Origin of the sequence: Agrobacterium larrymoorei, assembly GCF_013322225.1 — a bacterium.
Lineage (GTDB): Bacteria > Pseudomonadota > Alphaproteobacteria > Rhizobiales > Rhizobiaceae > Agrobacterium > Agrobacterium larrymoorei_A.
In genome coordinates, this window is the sequence record NZ_JAAMFB010000027.1 from 93,422 (window position 1) to 110,519 (window position 17,098).

The 17,098-nt window shown below is 55.6% G+C and carries 12 protein-coding genes and 3 tRNA genes; 10 read left to right on the plus strand and 5 right to left on the minus strand.

Features of this window, described 5'->3' with window-relative positions:
- Positions 1–142: 142 nt before the first annotated feature.
- From G6L28_RS16915 to G6L28_RS16930, 4 genes are all read left to right on the plus strand, one after another.
- Positions 143–1,114, plus strand: a complete 972-nt coding sequence (locus tag G6L28_RS16915) for an ABC transporter permease subunit (RefSeq protein ID WP_174064991.1) — start codon at positions 143–145, stop codon at positions 1,112–1,114.
- A 10-nt stretch (positions 1,115–1,124) separates the two neighbouring features.
- Positions 1,125–1,967, plus strand: coding sequence for a sn-glycerol-3-phosphate ABC transporter permease UgpE (ugpE, locus tag G6L28_RS16920; RefSeq protein WP_174064992.1), 843 nt, complete (start codon positions 1,125–1,127; stop codon positions 1,965–1,967).
- Positions 1,968–1,978: 11 nt separating this feature from the next.
- The gene (locus tag G6L28_RS16925) at positions 1,979–3,085 is read left to right on the plus strand and encodes a sn-glycerol-3-phosphate import ATP-binding protein UgpC (protein ID WP_174064993.1); all 1,107 of its coding nucleotides are present in this window, start codon (positions 1,979–1,981) and stop codon (positions 3,083–3,085) included.
- A gap of 103 nt (positions 3,086–3,188) precedes the next feature.
- A complete protein-coding gene (locus G6L28_RS16930; RefSeq protein ID WP_174064994.1) occupies positions 3,189–3,695 on the plus strand; it encodes a cupin domain-containing protein in 507 nt (168 codons plus the stop codon).
- Between the two features lie 577 nt (positions 3,696–4,272).
- Here the strand turns inward: G6L28_RS16930 and G6L28_RS16935 are convergent.
- The 3 genes from G6L28_RS16935 to G6L28_RS16945 form a co-directional block, all read right to left on the minus strand.
- Positions 4,273–4,362, minus strand: a tRNA-Ser gene (locus G6L28_RS16935).
- A gap of 415 nt (positions 4,363–4,777) precedes the next feature.
- Positions 4,778–4,852, minus strand: a tRNA-Gly gene (locus G6L28_RS16940).
- A 229-nt stretch (positions 4,853–5,081) separates the two neighbouring features.
- A tRNA-Gly gene (locus tag G6L28_RS16945) sits at positions 5,082–5,156 on the minus strand.
- Positions 5,157–5,406: 250 nt separating this feature from the next.
- Between G6L28_RS16945 and G6L28_RS16950 the strand changes: the two genes are divergently transcribed.
- From G6L28_RS16950 to G6L28_RS16965, 4 genes are all read left to right on the plus strand, one after another.
- On the plus strand, positions 5,407–5,922 hold the full coding sequence (locus tag G6L28_RS16950) for a prolyl-tRNA synthetase associated domain-containing protein (RefSeq protein ID WP_174064995.1): 516 nt from the start codon (positions 5,407–5,409) through the stop codon (positions 5,920–5,922).
- Positions 5,923–5,979: 57 nt separating this feature from the next.
- Complete coding sequence (gene trxA / locus G6L28_RS16955) at positions 5,980–6,948, plus strand: thioredoxin (protein WP_174064996.1); 969 nt, start codon at positions 5,980–5,982, stop codon at positions 6,946–6,948.
- Positions 6,949–7,087: 139 nt separating this feature from the next.
- Positions 7,088–7,759 carry an LON peptidase substrate-binding domain-containing protein gene (locus G6L28_RS16960; protein ID WP_174064997.1) on the plus strand — a complete coding sequence of 224 codons (672 nt, stop codon included), beginning with the start codon at positions 7,088–7,090 and terminating at the stop codon, positions 7,757–7,759.
- Positions 7,760–7,766: 7 nt separating this feature from the next.
- A complete protein-coding gene (locus G6L28_RS16965; RefSeq protein WP_174064998.1) occupies positions 7,767–7,955 on the plus strand; it encodes a Trm112 family protein in 189 nt (62 codons plus the stop codon).
- Between the two features lie 86 nt (positions 7,956–8,041).
- On the opposite strand, the gene G6L28_RS16970 is transcribed toward G6L28_RS16965, so the two are convergent.
- Both G6L28_RS16970 and kduI read right to left on the minus strand, forming a co-directional pair.
- On the minus strand, positions 8,042–8,377 hold the full coding sequence (locus G6L28_RS16970) for a cupin domain-containing protein (RefSeq protein WP_174064999.1): 336 nt from the start codon (positions 8,375–8,377) through the stop codon (positions 8,042–8,044).
- A 10-nt stretch (positions 8,378–8,387) separates the two neighbouring features.
- Positions 8,388–9,230, minus strand: coding sequence for a 5-dehydro-4-deoxy-D-glucuronate isomerase (gene kduI, locus G6L28_RS16975; RefSeq protein ID WP_174065000.1), 843 nt, complete (start codon positions 9,228–9,230; stop codon positions 8,388–8,390).
- Positions 9,231–9,503: 273 nt separating this feature from the next.
- Here kduI and G6L28_RS16980 point away from each other — a divergent pair, with 273 nt between their 5' ends.
- Together G6L28_RS16980 and pbpC are read left to right on the plus strand one after the other, a co-directional pair.
- Positions 9,504–14,948 carry an alpha-2-macroglobulin family protein gene (locus G6L28_RS16980; RefSeq protein ID WP_174065001.1) on the plus strand — a complete coding sequence of 1,815 codons (5,445 nt, stop codon included), beginning with the start codon at positions 9,504–9,506 and terminating at the stop codon, positions 14,946–14,948.
- The gene (pbpC, locus tag G6L28_RS16985; RefSeq protein ID WP_174065002.1) at positions 14,945–17,026 is read left to right on the plus strand and encodes a penicillin-binding protein 1C; all 2,082 of its coding nucleotides are present in this window, start codon (positions 14,945–14,947) and stop codon (positions 17,024–17,026) included. Before G6L28_RS16980 ends, pbpC begins: the two co-directional genes overlap by 4 nt.
- Positions 17,027–17,098 lie beyond the last annotated feature (72 nt).

Genomic DNA, 17,098 nt, shown 5'->3' on the forward strand with positions numbered 1-17,098 from the left:
CCTACGTTGCGGCTGTTGCAACGGGCGTGGATCCTCGGGTCAAGCCCGAGGATGACGTCGAGAATGGGCGGGAGTTCCTGCCTCAATCCGAAGGCCCCTTCCTCTACGAAGGCAAGTCTACAACAAAAAAAGGTTAGCGAGCGTGGCCTATACGTCTTCACAACCGCGTCCCGTCCGCTTCCTGCCGGGCTTCATCACCAGGGCGAAAAAGCCTGTGGCAACATCAGAACCCGCCAAGCGCGTGCAGTTTTCATCGTCCCTGCTGCCCTATCTGTTCCTCGCCCCGCAGCTTCTGGTGATTTTCGTGTTTTTCTACTGGCCGTCCGTGCAGGCGGTTCAGTCGTCCTTCTATCTGGAAGACCCGTTCGGCTTTGGCTCCACCTTCGTCGGCATGTCGAATTATTCTGATGCACTGTTTAGCTCGGAATATCTCAGCATCGCCAAGTTCACCGCTGTCTTCACGGTGCTCGTCACCGTATTTTCGCTGGGTATAGGTCTTCTTCTTGCCGTGAAAGCAGATGCGATCATTCGGGGAGCGTCGGCCTACAAGACATTGCTGATCTCGGTCTACGCCATTGCTCCGCCCGTTGCGGGCCTCATCGGCATGATGTTTTTCGATCAGCACATCGGACCCTTCGTGAAGATCGCGTCCTTCTTGGGCTGGCACATGCAGGTCGGCGTCAACTATTTCGACACGGCCTTCGCGATGGTCTTTGTGTCGGTGTGGAAGCAAATTCCCTACAACTTCATCTTCTTCCTCTCCGGTCTGCAAAGCGTGCCGGTTTCGGTGCGCGAGGCTGCCTATCTCGACTGTCGCTCTGGCCTGCGCCGGTTTTGGACGGTCATCATGCCGCTGCTGGCGCCAACAGCGTTCTTTCTACTCATCATCAACATCACCTACGCCCTCTTCGATACCTTCGGAATCATCGACGTGATGGTGAAGGACAAGGCCGCCAACAACCCGATCACCCTTGTTTACAAGGTGTTTCTGGACGGTTTTCGCGGCAACGATATTGGCGGGTCTTCGGCACAGTCGGTCATTCTCATGGTCGTGGTTTTCGTGCTGACGATCATCCAGTTCCGCTTCCTCGAAAAACGCATCCATTACGGTTGAGGGATTTTCAATGTACAAAACCAAACCCCTCGACCATCTGGTGCTCATCCTTGGATCGCTGTTTCTAATGCTGCCGGTCGTCGTCGCTTTCATGACGTCAACGCACACGGCTGCCGAAATCCACATGAACGGCCTGGCCCTCGTTCCCGGCAACAATTTCGTCGGCACCTATGAGAAAGTGCTCACTCAGAAGGGTGGATTTACGGGCCAGGTCACCGGCCTCAACATGGTCATGAACTCGCTCATCCTTGGCATCGGATTTGCGGTGGGCAAGATCGTACTGTCGATGATGGCGGCCTACGCCATCGTCTATTTCCGCTTTCGCTTCGCCACGCTTGCGTTCTGGATCATCTTCACAACACTGCTTCTGCCGCTCGAAGTGCGTATCATGCCGTCCTATGAGGTTATGAGCAAACTGGGGCTCTTGAATTCTTATACCGGTCTTATCGTACCGCTTCTGGCATCAGCCACGGGCACATTCTACTTTCGGCAGTTTTTCAAATCTATCCCCGATGAGCTGCTGGAAGCAGCCCGCATCGATGGGGCAGGGCCTATCAAGTTCTTTATAGACGTCATTATTCCGCTATCGCGGACCATGATGGCCGCTATCTTCATCATCATGTTCGTCTATGGCTGGAACCAGTATCTCTGGCCCATGCTGATGACGACCGATGAGAGTTTCTTCACGTTGATGCGCGGCATCAAACAGATCCTGCAGGTCTGGGTCGGTTCGCAAATTCCCGATTACAACGAAGCTCTCGCGCTTGCAGTGCTCGCCATGCTGCCGCCGGTGATGATCGTCGTCATCTTCCAGCGCTGGTTCATCAAGGGCCTCACCGAAAGCGATAAGTAAGGACAACGACAATGGCCGAGATCGAAATCAGTCAGGTTTGCAAGGATTACACGAACGGCATCCGCGCCGTGCACGATGTGGACATCTCCATCAGGGACGGCGAATTCATCGTGCTCGTCGGCCCGTCCGGCTGTGGCAAGTCCACGCTGCTGCGCATGGTGGCGGGCTTAGAGGAAATTTCAGATGGAAAGGTCAGGATAGGTAACCGCGTCGTCAATGACGTAGAACCCGCTGACCGCGACATCGCTATGGTGTTCCAGAACTATGCCCTCTATCCACATATGTCGGTGCGCGAAAATCTGGAATACGGCCTGAAAAACCGCAAGACGCCGAAAGCGGAAATCGATGCGCGTGTGGCCGAAGCTGCCCGCATGTTGCAGCTCGAACCCTATCTGGAGCGAAAGCCGCGTGCCTTGTCCGGTGGGCAGCGCCAGCGTGTCGCTATGGGGCGTGCCATCGTGCGCAAGCCCGCTGCCTTCCTCTTTGACGAGCCGTTGTCGAACCTGGATGCCAAGCTCCGCGTCTCCATGCGTGGCGAAATCAAGCGACTGCAACGCCGTCTCGGTACGACATCGATCTATGTCACGCATGACCAGCTAGAGGCCATGACGCTGGCGGACAGGCTGGTTGTGCTGAATGCCGGCCGGATCGAGCAGATCGGCGCGCCGCTCGAGGTTTATCACAAGCCAGCCTCGACCTTTGTTGCCAGCTTCATAGGCTCTCCAGCCATGAACCTGCTGGCTGGAGAGTTGCACGTAGATCGCCTCGCCGTCGGTCCAGCGATCCTTTCTCTGAACGGCGTTGCTCCTGCATCCGGACAGGTCACGGTCGGCATGCGTCCCGAGGATTTGCGCATAGCGAAGGCGGATGAACAGAGCATCGATTTCCGGGTCGATTACATCGAAGAGCTCGGCTCCCAGCGCCTGGTGCATGGAATGATTGGCGATCAAATGCTGACCGTTTCCCTTTCTGCGGAAATTGAGGTTTCGCAGAAGCTTTCGCTCGCCATTTCGCCGGAGAAGCTGCATTTTTTCGAAAGCGACAGTGGAAAGCGTATCGAAGGTGCGGCTGGTTCTGTTCCCGTGCAGGCCGCTCAGCCGAAGGCCATGGCTCACTAAAAGGTACAAGCAAGCCATTCCATTAAAATTGATCCAATTTATGGAAGAGCTTTCTTACTCCGTTTGTGGTATGGCGTTCCCATTGCAAGGTTGGGGACGCAATATGGTTCTGAAGATGATGATCGCGAGTGCAGCCGCCATGGCCGCTCGCTCCGTGCCGCTAATGCCGCTATCGTCGAGTGGTGGAAAAACGGATGCCGTGGTGTCCGCAGCTTCTCATGCGCTGGATATGCAGTCCTCGCCAATTAACCCGGACTGGATACTTGAAGGCGATCCGCAAGCGCGCATGGCAAATCATTCCCGCAGCAATGACCGTGCTTCCTATACGGCCCTGTGGGATTGCACGGCAGGCAAGTTTCGCTGGTTCTTCGGTTGGGACGAAACTGTTCACATTCTCGAAGGCGAAGTCCATGTTACGGCTGAGGACGGCTCTATACATGTCTTGCGCGCAGGCGATGTTGCCTATTTCAAGGCGGGGACATGGGCTACCTGGCGAGTGGACCACTACGTACGAAAGGTCGCCTTCCTGCGCCGTCCATTCCCTTGGCCTATTGCCATTGCCTATCGCATCAAGAACAAACTCATCCCAGCAAAATCACCTTCTTTCTAGGTGGTGTTGACGCCTAAGGTTTTTGAGCTTGTTAAGTTTGCTGCGAGTTTGACCGGGCCCGTTAAGTCAGCCAGTGGCGCTTCATATCGACACACGAAACGCTAAAACTGTTATGTTTGTCGAAGAAACGCTCGACATCGTTACGCTCCTGTAAAGTTCGATGTTTTGGGAGCGTTGGGGGATGCTACGTTAAGTTTCTTCGGAATGACCACGTATGTTCCGGCATAGGAAACAAATGTCGCACAGATGATCAGCACCGTAGCCTCGTCGGTGCGAGCGGACCCCGGCTTTCTGGCATATACACGGCGCTTTTCATCGACATTTTAAAGACTGACAAAGTCTCCGCTAAACTCTCTATAAGATTTAACGATTCTTCGCCGGTTGAAGGTTTGGGCGAGTTGACAGTTGCTGCCTCATACCCAAACAGTAGCTTGCAACCAAGGTTCGTGCTTTTCAAACTACTCCGTTTTTACCCTGCACGATGCCTGCATTCTGCTCCCGGTAGGACCGCAGACAACCGACGACTTTATGTGGAATTCAAAAGATTTGAGGGGGAACGGCGGGGGCGAGTTCAATATGGCGGAGAGGGTGGGATTCGAACCCACGATACCCTTGCAGGTATGCCGCATTTCGAGTGCGGTGCATTCGACCACTCTGCCACCTCTCCGGCACGCTTTGCAGCGCGGGCCGTTCTTATCGGTGCGGCCCTGTTCGCGCAAGTGCAAAAATCATTTAAAGTGCAGATTGATGAGCAGTGCGCAGGGGGCTGGCAGAAATAGAGTTTTTGAAAACAGATATGTTTTGCGTTTTGGCCGGGTTCTTTGGGGAAAATGTGAATTCTAGTGCGCGGCAGGTGCGTTGCGGAAACCGATGCCTTGCACTTTTTTTCACTGGCGACGTTACTTACCGAAGCGATGTCATATAAAGCGCAGGAAATGAGTTTCGAGTGTGGGGTCAAAATTTCATTTATCAGCGATAATTATGTCAATCAGTCTCTCAGACCGAAAAGCGCTATTAAGAAAGGTATTAGAAGCGCTGCCAGTTGCGAGATAACGTCTAACTGGATTGATACACTTGAAAACTGGAGCGGGCGAAGGGATTTGAACCCTCGACCCCAACCTTGGCAAGGTTGTGCTCTACCCCTGAGCTACACCCGCTCATAATCCGCTGGTTCGGGGTAGATCGCTGAACCGCGGGTCGCTGCGTTGCGGCGACGGGCGCTATATCGCTCAACACGCCGCTAAATGCAAGAGGGGAAATGCAGTTGTTCAACATATCTTTGCAAGGGAACAATGGCTGGCTGAGGGTGTGACAGATCAACGCAGACCACCACGTTGACGGCGTTCTCAGTAATAAAATTATGGAGGTTTTTGTGCTTTGTTAAATTGGAGCGGGCGAAGGGATTTGAACCCTCGACCCCAACCTTGGCAAGGTTGTGCTCTACCCCTGAGCTACACCCGCTCATAATCCGCTGGTTCGGGGTAGATCGCTGAACCGCGGGTCGCTGCGTTGCGGCGACGGGCGCTATATCGCTCAATGGGTTTTCAAATGCAACAAGGAAATGACGAAAAACCGAAGAAAAATTTGCAGATCGCGACAAGTCTAGGAAAAGACTAGCTTTTTATGCTCTTGTATTCTGGTTTGGATTGCGAATCCCGCGCACTTTGCCTATGCAGGATAGCGAAGAAATTGAATACGGCAAAGGCGAGATATGACGACAGCAGAGCGCGCGCCCAAGACAGCGGATGATCTTTTTGCGTTTCTCGATGGCTTGGCCATAGAGCACAAGACCACCTTGCATGAGCCAGTGTTTACCGTTGCCGAGTCGGAATCGCTGCGCGACCACATTCCCGGTGGCCACACGAAGAACCTCTTCGTCAAGGACAAGAAGGATCAGTATTTCGTCCTTACAGTCGAGGAGAATGCGGTTGTCGACCTTAAGGTAGTTCACAAGGTGGTAGGAGCGACCAGCAAGTTTTCGTTCGGAAAGCCTGAAAAAATGCTCGAATATCTCGGCGTCATTCCCGGTTCAGTCACAGTTTTCGGCGCGATAAATGATCAGGATCGGCAGGTCACCTTCGTGCTCGACAGTGAGTTGATGGAGCACGATCTCATCAACGGACACCCCCTGACCAATGATGCGACCACGACGATTGGCCGTGGCGATCTCGTTCGCTTTCTGCAGGCAACCGGTCACGAACCGCTCATCTTGAAAGTCACCGAATAAACCACGATCTTTGCGTCACGGCACAAACCTGAAATTTCGATGTTGGAGAGCTAGAAAATGAGCGGCACGGACAATCCATACGGTGGCTCGATGGGCGGACAGATGACCGCTACGGCAAATTTCGGAGCCGCTGCGGCGGGCTCGGACTCTTCCCATATCAAAGACACGACCACCGCAAATTTTTCCAAAGACGTAATGGACGAATCCCGTCGTCAGCCAGTGTTGGTCGATTTTTGGGCTCCATGGTGTGGTCCTTGCAAGCAATTGACGCCTGCTCTTGAAAAAGTTGTCAACGAGGCGGGGGGGCGTGTGAAGCTGGTCAAGCTGAACATCGACGATCATCCTTCCATTCCCGGCCAGTTGGGTATTCAGTCGATTCCGGCCATCGTCGCCTTCGTGGATGGCAGGCCCGTTGATGGCTTCATGGGTGCTGTGCCTGAAAGACAGATTCGCGAGTTCATCGAAAAGGTTGCCGGACCCGCAGTCGACAACCAGCAAGCGGAAATCGAGGCGGCGATGGCGGAGGCGAAGCAGCTGTTCGAAGCCGGCGACTATCAGAATGCCGCGCAACTCTTCGATGCCGTTCTGCACGCCGATCCGCACAATGCTGCGGCAATTGCAGGTATTGCAGAATGCATGGTTGCCGTTGGTCAATATGAAGGCGCGCACGAACTCATCTCGTCGCAGCCGGAAGATGTGACGTCGGATGCAGCCGTTCAGGCGGTTTCGAAAAAACTGACTCAGTATGAGGAAGCACGGAAGCTTGGCGATCCCGCCAGCTTGCAACAGGCGCTCGCGGCCAACCCGGACGATCATGCGTCACGTCTTAATCTTGCGAAAATCCTGAATGCTCAGGGCAATCGCGATGAGGCTGCCGAACAGTTGTTGACGATCATGCGCAAGGACCGCACATTCGAAGACGATGGCGCGCGAAAACAGCTCGTCGAGTTTTTCGAAACGTGGGGCTTCAAGGATCCAGCCACGATTTCTGCGCGTAGGAAGCTCTCGTCCATATTGTTTTCCTGATGTCGTTGCCGAGTGCGCGCCAGCACCACAATTAAAGTTTATAATGGGAGCTTAAAAAGGATATCGTGGTTTGTCGCGGTGACATGCCATCAAAAGCCAGAAGCGTAATGCGCATCAGAGCGGGTGAGGAATCGATCCCATGCATATCGGAAATGCAAGATATGTGAAGAACAGCGACCTTCCAGACGCGGTACCCGTTTTTCCGCTGCCCGGTGTCCTTCTTCTTCCTGAAGGACACCTTCCCCTGAATATTTTTGAACCGCGTTACCTCGCCATGTTCGATGTAGCGCTTGCATCGCATCGGTTGATCGGAATGGTTCAACCGGCTTTGCATGCGCCGGATGCCGGCAGCGATGGCGGGCCACTCAGCCCCGTCGGCTGCATTGGTCGCATTACGTCTTTTTCCGAAACAGGAGACGGGCGTTACGTCGTGTCCTTGACTGGCGTCTGTCGATTCCGGTTGCTTGAAGAGGTTGCGGGCGGGAAGCCTTTCAGGACGTTTAAACAGGCCCCATTCATGTCTGACCTGACCGGCGAAGATGATGACGGATCCATTGATCGCGACAAACTGCTGCGTGTCTTCCGGGGGTTCCTCGACGCCAATCAACTGGAGGCGGATTGGGAAAGTGTGGAACGTGCCGGAAACAGGCTTCTGGTCAATTCTCTTTCCATGATGTCGCCGTTTGGTTCTGCCGAAAAACAAGCATTGCTGGAAGCTCCGGATCTCAAAGCGCGCGCCGACGCGCTGATCGCCATCATGGAAATCGTTCTTGCCCAAGGTGGCTCCGACAACGGAACCCTGTTGCAATGAGGCTGGCATGGACGAAAAGCTGAGCAATGTCGATCCGAAGCTCCTTGATCTTCTGGTCTGCCCCCTGACCAAAGGCCGTCTCTCTTATGACCGCGCTAATCACGAACTGATCTCGGAAGGCGCGAAACTTGCCTATCCAATCCGCGATGGCGTGCCAATTATGCTGATTTCCGAGGCTCGCAAGATCAAGACTTGATGAAGTCTGGCAAAGACCCTTCAACGCAAAAAGGGAGGCCCTCTGCAAAGAAGGCCTCCCTTTCATGATTTCAAGATTGTGCTGACTTACAGGAACTCCGGCCTGTGTGGTGTGAAGGTGTCGATGAGACGGCCCTTTTCCAGCGCCTTGACCCCGTGGACCAAGTCCGGCTTGACGATGAACGTACCGCCCTGCGCCAACTCCTGCTTCACGCCATCGATCGTCACCTCGAAACGGCCTTCGGCAACATAGCTTGCCTGAATGTGAGGGTGCGAATGGAGGGAGCCGACGGCCCCCGCTTCGAATGCGACCTCAACCATCATCAGTTCAGGCAGGTAGGCCATGATCCGGCGCGAAACGCCCGGCTCGGTCGGCGTCCAGTTGCCATCTTCGGCACCCACAAAAGCTCCGCTCTCGCTCATCTTCAACTCCTTACTTCAGGTCGTCCATGGTGACAGGGTCGACATCGGTATAATCGACATTGTCACCGGCCATGGCCCAGATGAAGGAATAGTTCGCAGTGCCTGCACCGGAATGGATCGACCAACCAGGGGAAAGAGCGGCCTCTTCGTTCTTCATGACCAGATGGCGGGTTTCGCTTGGCTCTCCGAGAAAGTGGAAGACGCGTGCGCTCTCGGGCAGATCGAAATAAAGATAGGCTTCCATTCGACGGTCATGGATGTGGCACGGCATGGTGTTCCATACAGATCCCGGTGCAAGGCTCGTCATGCCTACAACCAGCTGGCAGGTCTTTACGCCTTCCGGATGAATGAACTGGAAGATGGAGCGCTCGTTGCTGGTGGCCTGCGATCCAAGGTCGACACGCTTGGCATCGTTGATGCTGATGTGTTTTGCAGGATAGGCGGCATGCGCGGGGGCGCTGAGCAGGTAGAATTTAGCCGGAGCTTCGGAAGATGCGGACGCAAAGGATACCTTCGATCCCATTCCGGCATAAACCATGTCGCGCGTGCCAGCTTCAAACGCCGTCCCATCGACAGTGACAGTGCCTGCACCGCCAATGTTGACGACGATCAGTTCGCGGCGGTCCAGGAACGACTTGGTGCCCGTAGGCTTGATCGCTTCGAGTTCCAGCGAGCCCGAAACCGGCACGGCACCACCGACAATCATGCGGTCGTAGTTGGTGTAGTGCAGTTGAACCGTGTCGTTTACGAACAATGGAGGCAGCAGGAAGTTTTCTCTCAACTCGTCCGTACCGAATTTCGCTGCGGTTTTCGGATCGATGGCGAAGCGGTTCGTGTAGTGTGTCTGGCTCATTTCCTGCCCAATCATATTTGTATCGAAGTCATCATACATATATGACGTGACAGAAAGGTGTCAATCGACTGGTAAGGGCGATTTATGGAGTGGCCAACTGAGGTCATCCCCGCAAATTCGATAATATACTATTCACAACCTTGTCTCGGTCGTCGAATTAGGGCGAGCTTCCTTAACTTATAAGATGACTTGAGCCAGGTGCATCTCGGCGTTGACAATGACTGCAGAATAAGACCAGAGTTGCGCCGATCATTGCGTTTTGGGGGAGAGCCGATGTCCATACGCGCTGTTGTGAAAGCCTCGATTTTCATTCTTGCAGCGCTAAACGGTTCTCCGCTGGCGGCACAGGATGCTGCCCGAAAGGTCGTGACGACCCAGAACGGTGATTATTTCGGCTTTGATCTCCGCACGGAACAGAATGTTTCTCTGCAGCAATGCGAAACGATATGCATCGATGACAAGAACTGTAAGGCATTTACCTATAATCCGAAGGTGAAATGGTGTTTTCTGAAGTCCGATTACAACCAACTCAATGCTTTCCCCGGTGCTGTCGCGGGCAAGGTTGTCGAGGCGGAAGTGGAGCAGGACATTGGGGCACCCCAGCGCCTCGCCTTTGTGGACGACAGTCTCTACCAGCAGGCGCGAAGGTTGAAGTCCGCTCTTCCTGAGCCCGATGAAACGCAAGACATTCAGGTTCTTCTCTCGGCAGCACGGCGGCAGGCGGTGTCGGATATTCCGCAGGCGGTCGAAAGTTATAAGGCCGCCCTTGCTTTGAGCCCGGATGATGGAGCGCTCTGGGCGGAACTTTCATCCGTCGAGGCCCGCGTCGAAAACAATTACGAAATTCTGGGTGAATCTCCTGCCGCAGCCATCAATGCCTATCAGATGAGCCGCACCGTTAGCGCCAGAACAGAAGCCTTGAACCGGTTGGCGGAGGCTTTCTCCAAGGGGCAAAATTATCGTGCGGCGCTTAATGCCTATAAGGCCAGTCTTGCCCTTTCGGACGTAGCGGCGACCAGAGCCATTTACGAAGACCTGAAAACACGGCAAGGCTTCCGTGTCGTCAATAACACCGTCGATACCGACAGCTTGACACCCCGCGCCTGCGTTCAGTTTTCCGAACCACTGGTCAAGAATGGTGTCGATTATTCGTCCTTCATCACGCTGGATGGCGCAGCACCCAAGGCGATCGAGGCCAAAGGCAGCGAGATTTGTGTCGAAGGTCTGACGCATGGCCAGAGATACAAGATCGCTCTGCGCGCCGGCTTACCGTCTTCGGTCGAAGAACCTTTGGCGAAGCAGGTCGATCTCGATATCTATGTGCGTGACAGATCCGGCTCCGTTCGGTTCACCGGTGACAATTTTGTACTTCCGGGTACTGCACGCCGCGGCATTCCGCTCGTTTCCGTCAACATAGAGCGCGCCGATCTCAAGCTTTATCGCGTCGGCGATCGCAACATAACTTCGCTTCTGGCAAATTCGCAGTTCCTAACGCAAATGGATGGGTACAATGCTGAGCGGATCGAAAACGAGATCGGCGAACTCGTCTGGCAGGGCGGCATCGATATCCAGACCGAACTGAACAAGGATGTCGTTACCAGCTTCCCAGTGGATGAAGCACTTCCGGATCGCAAACCCGGCATCTACATGCTGACCGCAGTTCCGCCCGGCACGCCGCTGGAAAACTGGGGTTCACGAGCGACCCAATGGTTTCTCGTTTCCGACACCGGCATCACGACTTATGCCGGGACCGATGGCCTGAATGTGTTCGTACGGGCGCTGAGCAATGCCAGACCATTAAAAGGCGTTGCGTTGCAACTCCTTGCCAAGAACAATGAAGTCCTTGGCACCGCTACGACGGATGGAGATGGGCGTGCAACTTTTTCCGCAGGCCTGATGCGAGGCTCTGCGGGCCAGTCTCCCGCCATCATAACCGCCCGTAACGGCGATAGCGACTATGTCTTCCTTGATATGACGAGGGCCGGTTTCGATCTTTCCGACCGTGGCGTGACCGGTCGCCCCGCGCCGGGCGCCATCGACGTGTTCAGCTGGACCGAACGCGGCATTTATCGCGCTGGTGAAACCGTTCACACTGCGGCACTTGCGCGCAATATCGAGGGCAACGCCATCGAAAACCTGCCGCTTACCTTCATCTTCTCCCGGCCTGATGGCGTCGAAGATCGCCGTTTTGTCAGTGACGGCAAGGCGCTTGGCGGCCACGCAATCGATCTTGTGCTTCAGGAGAACGCAATGCGCGGGACCTGGACAATGCGGGTTTACACAGACCTCAAAGCCAGTGCGATCAGCGAAAAGTCTTTCCTTGTTGATGATTTCGTGCCTGACCGAACCGAGTTCGATCTCGCTAGCGACGAAAAGGAAATAGACCCGGCAGCGGAAACTGCGATCAAAGTCGATGGTCGTTATCTCTATGGCGCACCGGCGGCTGGGTTGGAGCTCGAGGGCGAGGTTGCGCTGAAGCCAACTCGGACAAATGCAGGATTTGACGGCTACTTTTTCGGGTTGGCCGATGAAGAGACCGAAGAAGAAAGCCGCACGACGCTCGATAACCTCCCTGCGCTGGACGAAAACGGTAAAGCGACTTTCGATGTCGAGCTTGGAGATTTGCCATCCACTACGCAATTCCTTTCCGCCAACATCACCGTTCGGATGCGGGAAGCAGGCGGACGCGCCGTGGAGCGCACATTGTCACTCCCCGTCAAATCGCAAGGCAGTATGATTGGAATAAAGCCGGAATTTTCCGGCGATCTCGCGGAAAACTCTGTTGGACGTTTCCACGTCATCGGCCTTGCATCTGATGGATCGCGACAGGCAATGAGTGGCCTGAACTGGAAGCTGATCAAGGTGGAGCGGAATTACCAGTGGTATCGCCAGGGAAATTCCTGGCGTTACGAGCCGATCGTCTACACGAAACAGGTGGAAACCGGCAGTCTCTCCGTCAATACCAGCGGCGGCGAAATTTCTGCTCCCGTTAGCTGGGGTCGTTACCGCCTGGAAGTCGAGTCTGCAGGCAATGGCGGTGCGATTTCCAGTGTTGAGTTCGATGCTGGCTGGTTTGTTTCGGCAAGCTCCACTGAAACTCCGGATGCACTGGAAATTGCGCTCGACAAGCAAAGCTACAAAATCGGCGAAACCGCAAAACTACAGATTACCTCCCGCTTTGCGGGGCAATTGATGGTAGCGGCAGGTTCGGAAAAGCTGATTTCGGTTCAGAACGTCGACATTGGTGAGAATGGCGGCGAGGTCGATATTGCAGTGACGGAAGAGTGGGGCGCCGGTTCCTATGTCACCGCTACTCTCTTTCGCCCCGGAGACGCACAGGAAAGCCGAATGCCGATGCGCGCCATCGGCGTAAAGTGGCTGGCCGTCGATCCCGGCGAACGTAAGCTTTCCGTTGCCCTCGATCTGCCGAAACAGACGTTGCCGCGTCAGAAGATAAATATTCCGGTGCAGGTTACGGGGGCAAGTGCCGGTGAGAAAGCCTATGTCACCGTCGCTGCCGTCGATGTCGGCATTCTCAATCTTACACGCTACGAACCTCCAAAGCCGGATGAATGGTACTTTGGCCAGCGAAGGCTGGGACTTGAAATTCGGGATATCTATGGCCGCCTGATCGATGGCTCACTGGGCACGACCGGACGTCTCAGAACGGGTGGGGACGGTGGGCAGGTTGCCCTTCAGGGAAGTCCGCCGAAGGAAAAACTGGTGGCTTTTTTTGCTGGACCGGTCGAACTGGACGCACAAGGAAAGGCGACCGTCAGTTTCGATATTCCGCAGTTCAACGGAACTGCGCGTGTCATGGCAGTGGCATGGACGAAGACGGGCGTCGGTCATGCTGTCTCTGATGTCGTCATCCGTGACCCTCTGGTGGTCACTGCCAGCGCTCCGAAATTCCTCAGCCCTTCCGATGTTTCACAGTTGCGTCTCGATATCGTCAATACGGACGGCGAGACAGGAGATTATAAGATCGACGTGACCAGCAACATGGCGGTGACGGTTGATCAGGGTGAGTTCTCGCGGACCGAAGCGCTCCAAGTCGGCGGCAAAGCTTCCTTTGCCGTTCCGCTTACCGGCGAATATCCGGGCGACGGGCTGGTCACCATTCGGTTGAGTAATGCCAGCGGATTGTCGCTGGAACAGGTGCTGACCATACCCGTGCGCCCCTCGGTTCTGCCCGTCACGACCCGGCGCAATATCAGGATCGCGCCAAACAGCAGCCTGACCATCGACGGAAATCTTCTGGCGGAAAGCATGTTGGTGGGCTCCTCCGTCGCAGTCAACGTCACCCGCTCTCCGGCCTTTGATATTCCGGCACTCGTGATGATGCTCGACAAGTACCCTTACGGCTGCGCCGAGCAGACGACCAGCCGAGCACTGCCTTTGCTTTACACATCCGAGTTGATGAAGGAAGGCGGTGGCGCGGATGATCCCGATATCCGCAAGCGTGTTCAAGACGCAATCTACCGTGTCCTGTCATTTCAATCCACCGCTGGTAGCTTTGGCCTTTGGTCTCCGGGCGAAGGCGATCTGTGGCTGGATGCCTATATCACCGATTTCTTGACGCGGGCGCGCGAACAGTCCTTCGATGTACCAGAAGCCGCCATGGTACAGGCTCTGACCAATCTGCAAAATGGTCTGGCCTACGACAGCAATGTCAAGGATCGCGGCAACGAGATCGCCTATTCGCTTTATGTGCTGGCGCGTAACAGAAAGGCCGCGATCAACGATCTGCGCTATTATGCCGATACTGCGTTGAACGATTTCCCCACACCACTTGCCAAGGCGCAGGTTGCCGCTGCCCTATCGCTTTATGGCGATGCGGCACGGTCGAAATCGGCCTTCGCCGCATCGCTCAGCATGGCGGTATCATCTTCTTCCGCCACGCTTGCCCGCGCAGATTATGGTTCGGCGCTGCGTGACGGCGCAGCCTCTCTGGCACTTGCCGCAGAAAGCCGCCCGGCCCCGGCTGTTGTGCCTCAGCTTATCGGCACCGTCGCCAAGGCATGGGAGGCCAAGCCTTACACAAGCACGCAGGAACAGGCCTGGATGCTTCTGGCAGCGCGCGCCGTCAAAGGCGAGGATAATGACATCCGATTGGATGTAAACGGCGAGTTGCAACAGGGTGGTTTCAGCAAAGGCATGAGTGGCGATGAACTTCTCCAGTCGCCAGTTAAAATCACCAATGCCTCAAGCGATGCCGTCACGGCGGTCGTGACCACCGTAGCACCTCCGTCGAAACCTTTGCCTGCAGGTGGCGAAGGCTTCACCATCGAAAAGACCTATTATTCGCTGGAAGGCGAGGAAGTGAATATCTCTGATGTGGAGCAGAACCAGCGCTATGTCGTGGTCATCACCGCCACGCCGCAAAACGACTGGCAAGCGCGTATCCTGCTGACAGACCTGCTGCCTGCCGGTTTCGAGATCGACAATCCGAGCCTCGTCAACAGCGCTGAACTCGCCAATTTCGACTGGCTGCCGGAGACCGAAACGGCACACACCGAATTTCGTTACGACCGCTTTGTTGCCGCCTTCGATCGTACCGCAGGCGATAGTTCGGAAATAACGCTGGCCTATGTCGTTCGCGCCGTCACCCTCGGCACCTACGACAATCCCGCGGCAACGGTAGAGGACATGTATCGTCCACAATTTTCGGCCCGCACGGCGGCAAGCCGCATGGAGGTGCGCCCGGCGCAGAAATGAGTGGTTGGCGCAGCTTTTCACTTGGTTTTCTGCTGGCGGCATCGCTAACCGGTGCGGGCGTCTACTGCATCGATTATCTGGATCGTGCCTATCCGCCGCCACTTGGAAACGCGAGGATCGTTTCACAGGAACTGGTCGATGTGGATGGTAATCTCCTGCGCGCCTTTGCTACGCCGGACGGCCGATGGCGGTTGAAGGTGACAGCGGATGGGGTTGATCCTCGATTTATCCAAATGCTTATCGCCTACGAAGATCAGCGATGCTACGACCATCATGGCGTCGATGCTTGGGCCTTGGGGCGTTCAGCATGGCAGTTGATGACTAACGGTCGCATCGTCTCCGGTGCGTCAACGCTTTCCATGCAGGTGGCGCGGCTAATCGAGCCGCGCGCGGACAGATCGTTCTCCGCAAAATTCCTGCAAATGCTGCGCGCCCTGCAGATTGAACGACGATTGAGCAAGACCGAAATTCTTGATCTTTATCTCAATATTGCGCCCTATGGCGGCAATATCGAAGGCGTTCGGGCCGCAAGTCTCGCCTGGTTCGGCAAGGAGCCCCGGCGACTTGAAACGGCCGAAGCCGCTCTTCTCGTTTCTCTGCCGCAGCTGCCCGAAAAACGTCGCCCGGATCGCTTTCCGCAAGCAGCCAAACAGGCCCGCGAACGGGTGCTGACCCGTCTTGCGGTCTCCAGTGTGGTTGGTGATGGAGAAGCAGAGCGAGCGTCGGTTGCTGCAATTCCACAAAGACGACTGGAGCTTCCGGCCTACGCTCCGCATCTGGCCGAGGCAGCCCGCGCCAAATTTCCCCGTCAGGTGACAGTTGCCTCGACACTTCGTCGCGGCATCCAGAGCGAACTCGAAGCGTTGGCGCATAGCGCTGCTGATCAGATCGGGGACAAGGTTTCTGTGGCTGTCGTCATGGCCGATAGCCACACGGGAGACATTCTCGCCGATGTCGGCTCCTCCGACTTTCTCGATACGTCCCGGCGCGGCTGGGTGGAAATGAGCCACGCCATACGTTCGCCGGGCTCCACTCTGAAGCCGTTCATTTATGGGCTCGCCTTCGAAAACGGTCTGGTCTCGCAGGAAACCATCATCGAGGATCGTCCGGCGGATTTTTCCGGCTACAGACCACGAAATTTCGATATGCAGTATCAGGGCGATGTTAGCATTCGGCAGGCCTTGCAACTATCCCTGAATGTGCCTGCCGTAAAACTGCTCGATGCTGTCAGCCCTGCTGCTCTCATGGTGCGCTTCAGACGCGCTGGCGTACATATGACGCTACCGAAGGCAGAGCCGCCGGGCCTTGCCATCGCGCTCGGCGGAGCAGGTTTTTCGCTGGTCGATCTCGTTCAGCTTTATGCGAGCCTAGCTAATCAGGGGCAACCGGTGAGGCTGGGCGACGGCATACGTAACGTTCCCGCAATGCTGGATGTCGATCCTCTGCTGTCCAAATCCGCTATCTGGAATGTCAGGGATATATTGTCAGGCGTTCTGCCTCCTCTGGGCATGAAGCAACGCGGCATCGCCTACAAGACCGGCACGAGTTACGGCTATCGCGACGCATGGTCGGTCGGGTTCGATGGCAGATACGTCATCGGGGTATGGGTGGGACGTGCGGATAACGGTGCTGTGCCGGGTATTGCGGGCTACGCGACAGCGGCACCCATTTTATTCGACGCCTTTGCGAAATCGGGCGTTCCCATCACACCGCTTCCGTCTGCACCAAGCGGAACCGTGCGCTTGGCCTATAACGACCTGCCAGCAAACCAGCGCCGTTTCAGTACCACCTCCACCGGTCTCCTATCGGCATCCCGGCGAGAAACTTCACCGTTGATCGTCTATCCACCAGAGGGCGCGCGGGTGGAACTTTCCGACCGCAACGGATCGATTTCGCCGCTCGTATTGAAATTGCAGGGAGGTCGCGCGCCGTTTCGCTGGCTTGCGAATGGAAAGCCATTGTCGGATTTGTCTCGTCGCCGTAGCAATGAGTGGACGCCAGACGGTCAGGGGTTTTCAACGCTGACCGTCATCGATGCCGATGGCAGGGCATCCAGCGTGCGGATTTTCGTGCAGTGAAAAATGTGCCGAAGCACGGCGAGCAAACGGGCGAAGCGGCTTTGCGTTCGTGCTTCCATTCATTGGTACAGA

What these genes read in the sequence shown, in the direction of transcription:
- kduI (WP_174065000.1), bottom strand. Translation starts at nt 9,230, where the DNA reads ATGAGCCAGACACACTACACGAACCGCTTCGCCATCGATCCGAAAACC.
- G6L28_RS16960 (WP_174064997.1), top strand. Translation starts at nt 7,088, where the DNA reads ATGCATATCGGAAATGCAAGATATGTGAAGAACAGCGACCTTCCAGAC.
- G6L28_RS16930 (WP_174064994.1), top strand. Translation starts at nt 3,189, where the DNA reads ATGGTTCTGAAGATGATGATCGCGAGTGCAGCCGCCATGGCCGCTCGC.
- G6L28_RS16980 (WP_174065001.1), top strand. Translation starts at nt 9,504, where the DNA reads ATGTCCATACGCGCTGTTGTGAAAGCCTCGATTTTCATTCTTGCAGCG.
- trxA (WP_174064996.1), top strand. Translation starts at nt 5,980, where the DNA reads ATGAGCGGCACGGACAATCCATACGGTGGCTCGATGGGCGGACAGATG.
- G6L28_RS16925 (WP_174064993.1), top strand. Translation starts at nt 1,979, where the DNA reads ATGGCCGAGATCGAAATCAGTCAGGTTTGCAAGGATTACACGAACGGC.
- G6L28_RS16970 (WP_174064999.1), bottom strand. Translation starts at nt 8,377, where the DNA reads ATGAGCGAGAGCGGAGCTTTTGTGGGTGCCGAAGATGGCAACTGGACG.
- G6L28_RS16950 (WP_174064995.1), top strand. Translation starts at nt 5,407, where the DNA reads ATGACGACAGCAGAGCGCGCGCCCAAGACAGCGGATGATCTTTTTGCG.
- pbpC (WP_174065002.1), top strand. Translation starts at nt 14,945, where the DNA reads ATGAGTGGTTGGCGCAGCTTTTCACTTGGTTTTCTGCTGGCGGCATCG.
- ugpE (WP_174064992.1), top strand. Translation starts at nt 1,125, where the DNA reads ATGTACAAAACCAAACCCCTCGACCATCTGGTGCTCATCCTTGGATCG.
- G6L28_RS16965 (WP_174064998.1), top strand. Translation starts at nt 7,767, where the DNA reads ATGGACGAAAAGCTGAGCAATGTCGATCCGAAGCTCCTTGATCTTCTG.